Below are 12,302 nucleotides of genomic sequence, written 5' to 3'. Positions count from 1 at the left end.
CCCCAGCCTGCCCGCGACATCGAAAAGCCCTTCCTCATGGCCGTCGAAGACGTCTTTACCATCACCGGCCGCGGCACGGTGGCCACCGGCCGCGTCGAGCGCGGCATCGTGAAGGTTGGCGATGACGTCGAGATCGTCGGCATCCGCGACACCCACAAAACCGTCGTCACCGGTGTCGAGATGTTTCGCAAGCTCCTTGACGAGGCGCAGGCCGGCGACAACGTCGGCGTGCTCTTGCGCGGCGTGTCGCGCACCGACATCGAGCGCGGCCAGGTGCTCTGCAAGCCCGGCTCGATCACTCCCCACACCGAGTTCATGAGCCAGGTCTACGTGCTCACCAAAGAGGAAGGCGGCCGCCACACCCCGTTTTTCGACGGCTACCGTCCGCAGTTTTACTTCCGCACGACCGATGTGACCGGTGTCGCGCACCTGCCCGAGGGAACCGAGATGGTCATGCCCGGCGACAACGTGGAGATACGCGGCGAGCTCATCGCCCCGATCGCCATGGAGGAGGGCTTGCGCTTCGCCATCCGCGAGGGCGGCCGCACGGTGGGCTCGGGCCGCGTTATCAAGATATTGAAGTGACCGAGACACGTCTCGTCTGACACGGAGGGTAGAGAGTTGGCGAACCAGAAGATACGGATCCGGCTCAAGGGCTACGACCACGAGATCGTCGACCAGTCGACGAAGATGATCGTGGACACCGCCCAGAAGACGGGCGCGAAGGTCTCCGGTCCGATTCCGCTGCCAACGGAGCGCAATCTGTACTGCGTCATCCGTTCGCCGCACGTGAACAAGGATAGCCGGGAGCACTTCGAGATGAAGACGCACAAGCGTCTCATCGACATTCTCGAGCCTACGCCTAAGACGGTCGATTCGCTGATGCGGCTCGATCTTCCCGCGGGCGTCGACATTGAGATAAAGCTGTAGGCAGGCGCTTCGCATCCGCCGAGCAGTTCTCGGCTGGGTGCGTGCGACAGGAGCGGTCCGCTGGCGAGCGCACTCAAGTGTGCGACCGAGAGGAGCCACGACCGCATGAAGGACGGAGAGAACGATGGTTACGACGATTCTCGGCAGGAAGCTGGGAATGACGCAGGTGTGGAGTGAGGACGATCGCCTCGTGCCGGTCACGGTGATTGAGGCCGGCCCCTGCGTGGTCAGCCAGATCAAGACGATCGCGCGTGACGGCTACGACGCCGTACAGATCGCATTTGGCGACATCAAGGAGTCAAAGGTAAACAAGCCTATGGCGGGTCATTTCGCGAAGGCGGGCGTGACGCCCAAGCGGCACGTTGCCGAGGTGCGCCTTTCTGAGCCAGATAGCGATGTGAAAGCTGGCGATCAGCTCACTGTCGCGATCTTCACGGCGGGCGGCGTCGTTGACGTGAGCGGCACGAGCAAAGGAAAAGGGTTCGCCGGCGTCATGAAGCGCCACAACTTCCGGGGAGGACCCGGCGGTCACGGATCACATTTCCACCGCGCTACCGGCTCGGTGGGACAGGCGTCTACGCCGTCGCGCGTTTTTCGCGGCAGGAAGATGCCTGGTCAGATGGGCAACGAGACCGTCACGGTCCGGAACCTTGAGGTCGTGAGGGTGGACGAGGAGCAAAACCTGCTTCTTGTCAGAGGTGCGGTCCCCGGTCCGCGCGGTACGCTGCTCACCATCAAGTCGGCGTAAGACGGTACAAGAACGGACTTAGGTACCGTCTCTTTCGAGGAGTAGGAAACGATGGCACAGGTAGAAGTTAAGGATACGGCTGGCAAGACGGTCGAAACCGCGCAGCTTGCCGATGGTGTGTTCGGCATAGAGCCGCATGTTTTCGCCATGCACCAGGTGGTCCGCAGTCAGATGGCGGCCCGCCGCTCCGGCACGCACTCGACCAAGACGCGCGGTATGGTGACCGGAGGCGGAAGGAAGCCATGGCGCCAGAAGGGCACTGGCCGCGCCCGGCAGGGAACGATCCGGGCACCTCAGTGGCGCGGGGGAGGCGTGGTATTTGGGCCAAGTCCTCGCAGCTACGCGTTCAAGGTTCCAAGCAAGGTGGTCAAGCTTGCGATGCGCTCGGCGCTCTCGGCCAAGACCGCTGAAGGCGTTTTGCATGTGATCGACGGCTTCGGTTTTGACGAGCCTTCGACCAAGCGGGCCGCCGCAGTGCTCGCGTCTCTCGGTATCGACGGACGCGTGACGGTCGTTGTTGAGGACAGTGATGTCAACGCGATCTTGTCACTGCGCAACCTTCCTAAGGTGCGGGTCATCACCGCGTCCGAGGCAAACACGTACGACCTCATCGACAACGTGGCCGTGCTCTTCACGCGACCCGCGCTGAGCTGGCTCGAAGGGGTGCTTGCATGATGCAGAACAGCGATCCGCGTGCTATCATTCTGCGTCCGGTCGTTTCAGAGAAGTCCTACGACCTGATTGCGCAGAACCGCTATACCTTCGAGGTCGACAAACGCGCAACGAAGCCGCAGATCGCTGATGCGATCGAGGAAATCTTCGGCGTGACGGTCACGAAGGTGAACACGATGAACGTCTCGGGTAAGCCGCGCCGCCTTCGCTGGCGTGCTGGGCATACCCGTTCGTGGAAGAAGGCCGTTGTTAGCCTGAAAGTGGGCGACACGATCGAGTTCTTCGAGGCCCGCTAGGGCCGTACCGGGAACGAGGTGACCGGGTTTCGGTGTGATGCCGGATGGAGCCGCCCGGCACCGTGGTAGTCCGGCGTCGGAGCCGCCGCGCGTGAGTGAGGCGCGCACGTCCCAGGCGGACCGGCCATCGGACGGAAGGAGAGAAGATGGGACTAAAGAAGTATAAGCCGACCTCGCCGGGTCGACGATTCCAGACGGTGTCGGACTTCGCCGACATCACGACGTCGACCCCGGAAAAGTCGCTGCTCGAACCTGTGCACAGGAAGGGCGGACGCAACAACAAGGGCCGGATCACGACCCGGCACCAGGGAGGCGGCCACAAGCGCAGGTACCGTCGCATCGACTTCAAGCGCAACAAGGACGGGATTCCAGCGAAAGTCGCTACTATCGAGTATGACCCGAACCGCTCCGCTCGAATCGCGTTGCTCCATTACGTGGATGGCGAGAAGCGCTACATTCTCGCTCCGCAAAAGCTTACGGTCGGTACGATGATCATGTCGGGTCCAGATGCCGACATCAAGCCGGGTAATGCCCTGCCGCTGAAGGACATCCCTACGGGTACGGTCGTTCACGCGATAGAGCTCCAGCCTGGGAAGGGTGCGGCACTAGCTCGCTCGGCCGGTACCTCCGCCCAGTTGATGGCGAAGGAAGGAGGCTACGCGATCATGCGTATGCCCTCCTCGGAGATGCGCAAGGTTCTCATCACGTGCCGCGCCACGGTGGGCGCTGTGGGTAACGCGGAACACGAGGGCATCTCGATCGGCAAGGCGGGCCGCAACCGCTGGAAGGGTGTCCGTCCCTCAGTGCGCGGGACCGCGATGAACCCGGTCGATCATCCGCACGGCGGCGGCGAGGGCAAGAACAAGACCGCCGGTCGCCACCCGGTGACGCCGTGGGGTGTGCCAACCAAGGGTCACCGGACTCGCACGAAAGGCAAGGCCTCTGACCGCCTGATCATCCGTCGTCGCAAGAAGTAGCGCCGGACCGTACGGAAGCTGGAGCCAGAATCATGAGTAGAAGTCTGAAGAAGGGACCGTACGTCGAGCCGCGGCTACTCGGCCGGATCCACGCGATGAATGAGGCCGGCGAGAAGAAGGTCATTAAGACTTGGTCGAGAGCGTCGACGATCTTTCCCGAGATGGTTGGTCATACCGTAGCCGTTCACGATGGCCGTAAGCACGTTCCGGTCTATGTGACCGAGTCGATGGTCGGCCACAAGTTCGGAGAGTTCGCGCCGACCCGCACGTTCCGGGGTCACGCGGCCGACAAGAAGGGCAAGAGGTAGCAGATGGAAGCGAGAGCAGTTGCACGCTACGTGCGGGTTAGCCCCCGCAAGGCTCGGCTTGTTGTCGACCTGATCCGGGGCAAGTCCGTAGATGAGGCCGCGGCCATCCTCACATTCACGCCGCGCGCGGCGGCCGAGGTGGTCGAGAAGGTATTGATGAGCGCGGTGGCCAACGCCGAGAAGAACCTGAAGATTCGCAGGGACAGCCTCGTCGTCGCAACCACGTTCGTAGACGAGGGTCCGACTCTGAAGCGGATCCGTCCGCGCGCCCAGGGTCGGGCGTTTAAGATCGGCAAGCGCACAAGTCACATCACTGTAGTAGTCAAGCAGCGAGAGGAGGCGTAGGAGCCGCATGGGCCAGAAAGTTTACCCTATAGGTATAAGGCTGGGAATCACTGAGCAGTGGCGTTCTCGCTGGTATGCCGGAAAAGAGTACGCCTCCACACTCGCCGGGGACCTCAAGATTCGCGAGTATCTGCATACGCGCCTACGCCGGGCCGCGGTGTCCCGCATCGAGATCGAGCGCAAGGGCGATAAGGTGGTCGTCGAGTTGTGGACCGCCCGCCCGGGCATCGTGATCGGCAAGAAGGGAACCGAGGTTGACGCGCTCCGCAAGGACCTCGAGAAGCTCGCGGGTTCGACCGTCTCGGTCAACATCGTTGAGATCAAGCGCCCAGAGCTCGACGCGGTCTTGGTCGCGCAGAGCGTCGCCGAGCAGCTCGAGGGCCGTGTCGCCTTCCGCCGAGCCATGCGCAAAGCGGTCACGTCCGCGATGAAGAGCGGTGCGCTTGGCATTAGGATCCAGTGCTCTGGACGTCTCGGCGGGGCCGAGATGGGTCGTCGCGAGTGGTACCGCGAGGGTCGTGTGCCGCTGCACACCCTGCGCGCCAAGATCGACTACGGAACGGCCGATGCTCGCACGACCATGGGCGCTATCGGCGTTAAGGTCTGGATCTATCGCGGAGAGGTGCTCCCAGGTCAGGAGTTGCCATCCCCGACCGACGCTCGTCCGTCGAGAGGGCGCCGCAATGATCGTGGAGGGAGAACGTAGAGATGTTGCTGCCTAAGCGAGTAAAGCACCGCAAAGTGCAGCGGGGCTCAAGGAAGGGTGTGGCCAAGGGGGGCACCGACGTTCAGTACGGTGACTTCGGCCTGAAGGCGCTCGAGGCGGCGTGGATCACCAACCGCCAGATTGAGGCGGCCCGTGTCGCGATGACGCGCTACATGAAGCGTGGCGGAAAGGTGTGGATTAACATCTTCCCCGATAAGCCGATCACGCAAAAACCCGCTGAGACCCGCATGGGTTCGGGCAAGGGAAGCCCCGAAAAGTGGGTCGCTGTTGTAAAGCCGGGCCGGGTGATGTTCGAGATCGCTGGCGTGCCTGAGGAGGTCGCCAAAGAGGCGATGCGCCTCGCGGCGCACAAGCTGCCGATCAAGTGCAAGTTTGTCACCCGTGCAGACGCTGGTGGTGAGGGATAGATGCAGATGACAGAGATCAAGAATCTCGCAGACTCCGATCTTGTGGAGAAGGTGAAGGAAGCACGTGCCGAGTTGTTCAATCTGAGGTTCCAGCTCGCCACCGGCCAGCTCGACAACCCCGCGAGAATCGGTTCCGTCAAGAGGAATATCGCTCGATTGCTCACAGAGATACGCGCTCGTCAGATCAGCGCGTCGAGCGACGCGCGAGCGTCCTAAGGAGACGGTGGAGGAAGAGTGATGACTACTACTGAGCGCAACAGGCGTAAGGTTCGTCAGGGCACCGTGGTGTCCGCCGCCGGCGATAAGACGTGCGTGGTGCAGGTCTCCGACCGCAAGCGCCACCCCCTCTACGGCAAGATGATCACCCGTAGCACGAAGTTTCACGCGCACGATGAGGACAACGCCGCCCAGGTAGGTGACGTGGTCCAGATTATGGAGACACGTCCGCTCTCAAAGCTCAAGCGGTGGCGGCTCGTCGAGATCGTTGAGAAGGCCAAGTAGGGACGGCGGTCGACGTGCGCTTCCACATCGGGAGCCGCACCTCTCGCGCGCCGACGCGGTTTCGGAGGAATAGCAGAGATGATACAGGCGGAATCACGGCTCAAAGTGGCCGATAACTCGGGCGCGCGCAGGGTGCTGTGCATCAAGGTGCTGGGCGGCTCGAAGCGCCGCTATGCCCGGGTGGGGGACACGATCGTGTGCACGGTCAAGGAAGCCATCCCCAACGGCACAGTCAAGAAGGGCGACGTCGTCCGTGCTGTCGTCGTTCGCACGAAGAAAGAGATACGCCGTCCCGACGGCAGCTACATCAAGTTTGACGAGAACGCTGCGGTCATTATCGACAATCAGGGCAACCCGCGAGGAACTCGAATCTTCGGTCCGGTAGCGCGCGAACTGCGCGATCGCCGGTATATGAAGATCGTCTCGTTGGCGCCCGAAGTCCTGTAGGAGGGCTGGGAACAGATGTCTAAGTCTCTCACCATCCGCAAGGGCGACCGTGTGAAGGTCATCACCGGCAAGGACAAGGGCAAGGAAAGCCGCGTCCTGCGGGTCTACCCCCACAGGGAGCGTCTTGTGGTAGAGCACGTCAACATGATCAAGAAGCATCAGCGAGCGACGCAACGCCAGCCCAAGGGCGGCATCCTCGAGATTGAGGGCACGATCCATGTGAGCAACGTGATGCTCATTTGCCCGTCGTGCGCCCAGGCGACCCGTGTGAGCCGGCGACGTGATGACGCCGGCCGCGTGCGCGTGTGCAAGAAGTGCGGCAAGGACATCGATAAGTAAGACGATGTCTTCATGAGCTCGCGCCCGGCGAAACCGGGCGCGAGGCGCCGGGTCGGAAATCCGGTGCGACCAAGAATCTACGGAGGTAGCACGAAGTGAAAGCCAGGTTCAAGGAGCGGTATCGGGACGAGGTTCTTCCCGTCCTGCTCGAGCAGTTTGGATACGAGAACGTCAACATGGTTCCTCGGCTTGAGAAGATCGTAGTGAACATGGGTGTGGGATCGGCGGTGCAAGACTCAAAGCAGCTCGACGCCGCGGCGATTGATCTGTCGATCATCACCGGCCAGAAGCCAATGATCACCCGGGCGAAGAAGTCGATAGCCGGGTTCAAGCTGCGTCAAGGCATGCCGATCGGCGTCAAGGTCACACTCCGCGGAGATCGCATGTGGGAGTTCTTCGACCGCCTGCTCTCCACGGCAATCCCGCGCGTTCGTGACTTCCGCGGGCTCTCGGCTACGGCGTTTGACGGTCGCGGCAACTACTCGATGGGCGTGACCGAGCAGCTCATCTTCCCCGAAGTCGACTACGACAAGGTCGATCGTGTCCGGGGAATGGACGTCACGTTTGTCACATCAGCGAAAACAGACGAGGAGGCCAAGGCGCTGCTTGGCGCGTTTGGGTTCCCGTTCAAGCGATAAGCGATAGGTGAGATCCGTTCGATTTGGCCCTGCAGGGCCAAATCGCGGCAAGGAGGTATTGGAAGTGGCCAAAAAGTCGATGATCGCCAAGGCGAAGCGCGCACCCAAGTTCGGTGTCCGTGCGGTCAATCGCTGCAATCGTTGCGGCAGACCCCGCGGGTTCTACCGGCAGTTCGGGCTGTGCCGCATCTGCGTGCGTGAGCTTGCGAGCCGCGGTGAGCTTCCCGGCGTCCGCAAGGCAAGCTGGTAAGCGGGACGTCCGAGGAGTCCCATTCAGCAGGCGTGTCTGCCACGGGCAGGGACGAACCACTGGAGCGGAGTCATTCGTGAGAACCATAGGAGGAACACCATCATGAGCATGACAGACCCCATCGCCGATATGCTGACTAGGGTTCGCAACGCGAACTCGGCGTTCAAGCCCTCGGCGACGATGCCCTCGTCAAAGAAGCTGGTGGAGATCGCCCGCATCATGAAGGAAGAGGGATACATCGAGGACTACCGTGTGATTCCGGGGGACGTGCAAGACTCCCTTGAGATCACGCTCAAGTACGGCCCGAAGCGCGAGCGCACCATTACCGGCATCCGCCGGATCAGTAAGCCGGGCTTGCGTGTGTACGCTAAGAAGGACGAGTTGCCTCGCGTGCTCGGCGGACTCGGCATCGCGGTCATCTCGACGTCGAGCGGCGTCATGACCGAGAAGGTCGCCCGCAAGGCTGGCGTCGGCGGCGAAGTAATCGCCTACATTTGGTAGCGGACAGGACAGAGAGGAGCGAGGGCCGTGTCTAGAATCGGCAAGCAGCCCATCCCGGTCCCGTCCGGGGTCGATGTGGGGATAGAAGGCTCAACGGTGACCGTGAAAGGTCCCAAAGGCGAGTTGCGGCAAACGTTTAACGAGGACATGATGATTACGCTCGATGACGGGGTGTTGACGGTCGCTCGCCCGAGTGACAGCCGCTCTCATCGCGCGCTCCACGGGCTGACGCGCAGCCTGCTGGCGAACATGGTCAGCGGCGTGTCCGAGGGATTCTCCAAGACCCTTGAGATCGTCGGTGTCGGCTATCGTGCGCAGCTAAAGGACACCAACCTTGAACTTGCGCTTGGTTTTAGCCACCCGGTGGTGGTCAAGGCCGAGCCCAACATCACCTTCGAGGTTCCAGTTCCTACGCGAGTCATTGTGCGCGGCATCGACAAGCAGCGGGTAGGGCAGGTCGCGAGCGAAATCCGCGATTTCCGTCCGCCTGAGCCCTACAAGGGCAAGGGCGTGCGTTACGAAGGCGAGCATGTTCGCCGCAAGGTCGGGAAGACCGCCAAGTAGTAGCAGGTGATCCGGCGATCGAGCCGGAGTTGAAGAGGAGTGCGGTGAAGGCATGGAACGACTGAAAGCAAAGACGGCTGGTTTGGCCCGTCGGCAGCGACGAGTCAGGGGCAAAGTGAGCGGGACGGCCGCGCAGCCGCGTCTGCGGGTGACGCGAACTAACGCGCATGTCTACGCGCAGCTGATCGATGACGTCAGCGGGCACACGATTGCTTCCGCGTCGAGCGTCGATCCCGAGATGCGCCCTTCCCTCGCGTCTGGTTCCAACATCGATGCCGCAAAAGCGGTCGGTGAGGTACTAGGGCGCAGGGCGCTTGAGGCTGGCGTGAACCAGGCGGTATTTGACCGCGGGGGCCGCCTCTATCACGGACGTGTCAAAGCCCTGGCCGACGGTGCCCGAAGCGCCGGACTGAAGTTCTAAGGGAGGAGACGGTATGGCTCGCAGAGAGGCCCCGGTCTCAGAGCTCCAGGAGAAGGTCGTCTATATCAACCGCGTGGCCAAGGTGGTCAAGGGCGGTCGTCGCTTCGCGTTGACGGCGCTCGTCGTCGTGGGTGATGGCGCCGGAAGCGTGGGCGTGGGCATGGGCAAGTCAGCCGAGGTGCCCATCGCCATCAAGAAGGGCATCGAAGACGCTAAGAAGAACATGTTCAAAATCCCGCTACAGAAAAACACTATCCCCCATGAAGTCATTGGCCAGTTTGGCGCAGGGCGGGTGCTCCTGAAGCCGGCGTCGCCCGGTACCGGGATCATAGCGGGTGGCCCCGTGCGCGCCTTGCTGGAGCTGGCTGGCGTGCAGGACATCTTGTCGAAGTCCTTGGGCACGGACAACGCTCTTAACATGGTCAAGGCTGCTGCCGAGGGATTGAAGTCGCTTTCCAGCCCACAGGAGATCGCGCGCCGTCGCGGTAAGAGCGTGGGCCAGGTGTACGGATGGGAGGAGTAGGCCCCGTGAGCGCCCAGACCAAGAGGATTCGCGTTCGTCAGTTCAAGAGCGTCATCGGATCGCCGGCGGACCAGAAGGCGACCGTGCGCGCGCTTGGACTCAAGCGCATCAACCACACGGTTGACCACGATGACACCGCCGTCATCCGCGGTATGGTTTTCAAGGTCAAGCATCTGGTGGAAGTTGAAGACATCTAGGAGATACCTAGGACTGGTTCCGAGAGTCAAAACGACGCCCGCAGGCGCGGGCACGACACGGTAGTCAGCCGACGGCGAGCGGTCGGCCCCGCGCAGGCAGTGTCTGGCGGGAGCGAGTGAGGAGATTCGTACGATGCAGATTCACGACCTTTTCCCGGCACCGGGATCACGGAAGAAGCCAAAGCGTGTGGGACGGGGCCACGGTTCCGGTCATGGCGGTCGCTCAGGACGGGGTAACAAGGGCCAACTCTCACGTGCTGGGGGCGGCAAAGGCCCTGGATTCGAGGGTGGCCAGAACCCGCTCCACATGCGGCTACCTAAGCTTCCCGGGTTCAAGAATCCCTTCCGAACCGAGTACGCGGTGGTAAACGTTTCGCGCCTTGAAGAGCGTTTCGAGCCTGGTTCGACCGTGGACATAGACGCCCTGTTCGAAACCGGCATCATCAAGTCCAAGTCGGTTCTGGTTAAAGTCCTTGGTGATGGCGAGATTACAAAGGCCTTGACCGTGAGAGTCGACAGGGTCTCAGGTCCGGCGCGGGCCAAGATCGAGGCCGCCGGGGGGACGGTCGATACCCCGTGATCACCGCCATCGCTAACGCATTCCGGGTTCCTGAACTTCGCAGGCGCTTGCTGTTCACCTTCGGCCTCGTCGCACTGTACAGGGTCGGCGCGCACATCCCGGTGCCCGGTGTTGATCTCGAACGGCTCCGAAACCTCATCGAAGGGCAGGCCGCGCTCGGTCTGCTCAATCTCTTCTCTGGCGGCGCACTCGCGAACTTCGCGATCTTCGCGCTCGGAATCATGCCGTACATCACCTCGTCGATCATCATGCAGCTCCTTCAGGGAGTCATCCCCAAGGTAGAGCGATGGGCCAAGGAGGGCGAGGCGGGTCAGAGGAAGATCACGCAGACCACACGCTATATGACGCTGGTTATCGCCACCGTACAGGCTATCGCGATGATCGGGCTCTTCCAGCGGGATCTTGCGCCGGTGGGTGTCACACTCGACCTTGTGACCCGCTTCGTCATCGTGGTCACGCTGGTCGCTGGCACTGCGCTCGTCATGTGGATGGGTGAGCTCGTCACGCAGCGAGGCATCGGTAACGGAATGTCCCTGATGATCTTTGCCAGCATTGTCGCGGGATTCCCTGCCGCGATCGTTCAGGCCGTAAGTCTCGATCTGGTACTTGCCGTCGCACTTCTGTTCATCTTCGTCTTCGTGGTCGCCGCGGTTGTGACGATCGACCGTGGCCAGCGCCGCATACCCGTGCAGTATGCGAAGCGAGTGGTGGGCAGAAAGGTGTACGGAGGTTCAGGCACGTATATTCCGCTTAAGATCAACGGTGCGAACGTGATCCCGATCATATTCGCCTCGGCGGTGCTGTTCTTTCCGGCCCAGATCGCCGCGCTGACAGGCGTGCCGTGGCTCGAAACCGTCGGCAACGCGCTTGCCGAAGGCTGGCTCTATCTCGCTATGTTCGCTGGACTCATCGTCTTTTTCACGTACTTCTACACCGCCCTGGTGTTCAATCCGATTGACCTCGGAGATAACCTGCGCAAGAACGGCGGGTTCATCCCCGGCGTGCGTCCAGGGAAGGCGACGATCTCGTATCTCGAGAAGACCATGAACCGGATCACACTGCCGGGCGCTATCTTCCTTGCGATTATCGCGATCGGACCGACAGCGCTCTTCCAGGGAACCGGCGTGACCGTACTCCAGCAGTTTGGAGGGGCGTCAATCCTGATCATGGTAGGTGTCTCACTTGAGTTCATGACGCAACTCGAGAGCCAGCTGAAGATGCGCCACTACGACGGGTTCTTCAAGTAGACAACGGAATGCCGCAATGAGCACGGAAGGGGTAAGAAGATGAATGTTGTCCTCCTTGGGGCGCCTGGCGCCGGTAAAGGCACCCAGGCCGAGAGGATGATCGAGACGTGGGGCGTTCCCCATATCTCTACCGGTGATATCCTTCGCAAAGCCGTGGCGGCGGGTACCCCGCTGGGGATACAGGCGAAGACCTATATGGACTCCGGTGAGCTCGTGCCCGATTTCGTCGTTATCGGACTGGTTAAGCATCGGCTTGCTGAGCCCGACGCACTCAGGGGGTTCATCCTTGACGGGTTTCCTCGCACCGACGCTCAGGCCGAGGCGCTCGACCGGGCTCTCGCCGAACTCGGTCGCGGTATCGACGCGGTCATCAGTATTGACGTCGCTCGTGATGTGATCGTTAGGAGACTCACCTCACGGCGCACGTGCAGGAAGTGCGGGAAGATATACAGTCTTGTCACCGATCCGCCATCCGATCCCGCGAAGTGTGACGCGTGTGGAGGCGAGCTCTACCAGCGTGACGATGACACCGTCGAGACCGTGACAAACCGGCTAGCGGTCTATGACAGGTCGACGGCGCCGCTCGTCGACTACTACCGTGCGAAGGGTCTGCTCAGGCAGATCGACGGCGATCGTCCTGCCGATGAAGTCTTTGCTGACGTTCGCCGGGCCGTCGAGAAGTAA

The 12,302-nt window shown here is 61.7% G+C and carries 24 protein-coding genes; all 24 read left to right on the top strand.

From position 1 onward, the window contains the following. The coding region (tuf, locus tag KGZ40_00310; GenBank protein MBS3955965.1) for an elongation factor Tu at positions 1-585 on the top strand (585 nt) is incomplete at its 5' end. A 36-nt stretch (positions 586-621) separates the two neighbouring features. Then, positions 622-930, top strand: a complete 309-nt coding sequence (gene rpsJ, locus KGZ40_00305) for a 30S ribosomal protein S10 (GenBank protein MBS3955964.1) — start codon at positions 622-624, stop codon at positions 928-930. Positions 931-1,054: 124 nt separating this feature from the next. Continuing rightward, complete coding sequence (gene rplC, locus KGZ40_00300) at positions 1,055-1,678, top strand: 50S ribosomal protein L3 (GenBank protein MBS3955963.1); 624 nt, start codon at positions 1,055-1,057, stop codon at positions 1,676-1,678. Between the two features lie 51 nt (positions 1,679-1,729). Beyond that, entirely contained in the window at positions 1,730-2,353 is a 624-nt protein-coding gene (gene rplD / locus KGZ40_00295; GenBank protein MBS3955962.1) for a 50S ribosomal protein L4, read from the top strand. Next, positions 2,353-2,646, top strand: coding sequence for a 50S ribosomal protein L23 (gene rplW / locus KGZ40_00290; protein ID MBS3955961.1), 294 nt, complete (start codon positions 2,353-2,355; stop codon positions 2,644-2,646). Before rplD ends, rplW begins: the two co-directional genes overlap by 1 nt. 146 nt (positions 2,647-2,792) lie before the next feature. Next, complete coding sequence (gene rplB, locus KGZ40_00285; GenBank protein ID MBS3955960.1) at positions 2,793-3,623, top strand: 50S ribosomal protein L2; 831 nt, start codon at positions 2,793-2,795, stop codon at positions 3,621-3,623. A gap of 32 nt (positions 3,624-3,655) precedes the next feature. Beyond that, a complete protein-coding gene (rpsS, locus tag KGZ40_00280) occupies positions 3,656-3,931 on the top strand; it encodes a 30S ribosomal protein S19 (protein ID MBS3955959.1) in 276 nt (91 codons plus the stop codon). Positions 3,932-3,934: 3 nt separating this feature from the next. Next, positions 3,935-4,276 carry a 50S ribosomal protein L22 gene (rplV, locus tag KGZ40_00275; protein ID MBS3955958.1) on the top strand — a complete coding sequence of 114 codons (342 nt, stop codon included), beginning with the start codon at positions 3,935-3,937 and terminating at the stop codon, positions 4,274-4,276. Positions 4,277-4,283: 7 nt separating this feature from the next. Beyond that, positions 4,284-4,982: a 30S ribosomal protein S3 gene (rpsC, locus tag KGZ40_00270; GenBank protein ID MBS3955957.1), complete on the top strand. Its 699-nt coding sequence runs from the start codon at positions 4,284-4,286 to the stop codon at positions 4,980-4,982. A gap of 2 nt (positions 4,983-4,984) precedes the next feature. Then, complete coding sequence (gene rplP, locus KGZ40_00265; protein MBS3955956.1) at positions 4,985-5,410, top strand: 50S ribosomal protein L16; 426 nt, start codon at positions 4,985-4,987, stop codon at positions 5,408-5,410. Then, positions 5,411-5,626, top strand: coding sequence for a 50S ribosomal protein L29 (rpmC, locus tag KGZ40_00260; protein ID MBS3955955.1), 216 nt, complete (start codon positions 5,411-5,413; stop codon positions 5,624-5,626). It abuts the gene before it with no gap. Between the two features lie 21 nt (positions 5,627-5,647). After that, positions 5,648-5,911 (top strand): 30S ribosomal protein S17, encoded by a 264-nt coding sequence (gene rpsQ / locus KGZ40_00255; GenBank protein ID MBS3955954.1) that lies wholly within the window; start codon positions 5,648-5,650, stop codon positions 5,909-5,911. Positions 5,912-5,989: 78 nt separating this feature from the next. Then, positions 5,990-6,358 carry a 50S ribosomal protein L14 gene (gene rplN, locus KGZ40_00250; protein MBS3955953.1) on the top strand — a complete coding sequence of 123 codons (369 nt, stop codon included), beginning with the start codon at positions 5,990-5,992 and terminating at the stop codon, positions 6,356-6,358. 15 nt (positions 6,359-6,373) lie between these two features. After that, positions 6,374-6,697 (top strand): 50S ribosomal protein L24, encoded by a 324-nt coding sequence (gene rplX, locus KGZ40_00245; protein MBS3955952.1) that lies wholly within the window; start codon positions 6,374-6,376, stop codon positions 6,695-6,697. Between the two features lie 95 nt (positions 6,698-6,792). After that, positions 6,793-7,335 (top strand): 50S ribosomal protein L5, encoded by a 543-nt coding sequence (rplE, locus tag KGZ40_00240; protein ID MBS3955951.1) that lies wholly within the window; start codon positions 6,793-6,795, stop codon positions 7,333-7,335. A 64-nt stretch (positions 7,336-7,399) separates the two neighbouring features. Continuing rightward, complete coding sequence (locus KGZ40_00235; GenBank protein MBS3955950.1) at positions 7,400-7,585, top strand: type Z 30S ribosomal protein S14; 186 nt, start codon at positions 7,400-7,402, stop codon at positions 7,583-7,585. 102 nt (positions 7,586-7,687) lie between these two features. Next, complete coding sequence (gene rpsH, locus KGZ40_00230; GenBank protein ID MBS3955949.1) at positions 7,688-8,086, top strand: 30S ribosomal protein S8; 399 nt, start codon at positions 7,688-7,690, stop codon at positions 8,084-8,086. Between the two features lie 27 nt (positions 8,087-8,113). Continuing rightward, complete coding sequence (gene rplF, locus KGZ40_00225; protein ID MBS3955948.1) at positions 8,114-8,650, top strand: 50S ribosomal protein L6; 537 nt, start codon at positions 8,114-8,116, stop codon at positions 8,648-8,650. Positions 8,651-8,702: 52 nt separating this feature from the next. Beyond that, positions 8,703-9,071 (top strand): 50S ribosomal protein L18, encoded by a 369-nt coding sequence (gene rplR, locus KGZ40_00220; GenBank protein ID MBS3955947.1) that lies wholly within the window; start codon positions 8,703-8,705, stop codon positions 9,069-9,071. Positions 9,072-9,084: 13 nt separating this feature from the next. Beyond that, positions 9,085-9,594: a 30S ribosomal protein S5 gene (rpsE, locus tag KGZ40_00215; GenBank protein ID MBS3955946.1), complete on the top strand. Its 510-nt coding sequence runs from the start codon at positions 9,085-9,087 to the stop codon at positions 9,592-9,594. Next, entirely contained in the window at positions 9,582-9,791 is a 210-nt protein-coding gene (gene rpmD, locus KGZ40_00210; GenBank protein ID MBS3955945.1) for a 50S ribosomal protein L30, read from the top strand. Before rpsE ends, rpmD begins: the two co-directional genes overlap by 13 nt. A gap of 133 nt (positions 9,792-9,924) precedes the next feature. Further along, a complete protein-coding gene (gene rplO / locus KGZ40_00205) occupies positions 9,925-10,371 on the top strand; it encodes a 50S ribosomal protein L15 (GenBank protein MBS3955944.1) in 447 nt (148 codons plus the stop codon). Continuing rightward, complete coding sequence (secY, locus tag KGZ40_00200) at positions 10,368-11,618, top strand: preprotein translocase subunit SecY (GenBank protein ID MBS3955943.1); 1,251 nt, start codon at positions 10,368-10,370, stop codon at positions 11,616-11,618. The genes rplO and secY overlap by 4 nt, the downstream gene beginning before the upstream one ends. A 39-nt stretch (positions 11,619-11,657) precedes the next feature. After that, positions 11,658-12,302 carry an adenylate kinase gene (locus KGZ40_00195; protein MBS3955942.1) on the top strand — a complete coding sequence of 215 codons (645 nt, stop codon included), beginning with the start codon at positions 11,658-11,660 and terminating at the stop codon, positions 12,300-12,302.

It is taken from the genome of Clostridiales bacterium (assembly GCA_018333995.1).
Taxonomy (GTDB): Bacteria; Actinomycetota; Coriobacteriia; order Anaerosomatales; family SLCP01; genus JAGXSG01.
This window is presented reverse-complemented; position numbering and strand designations above follow the sequence as displayed.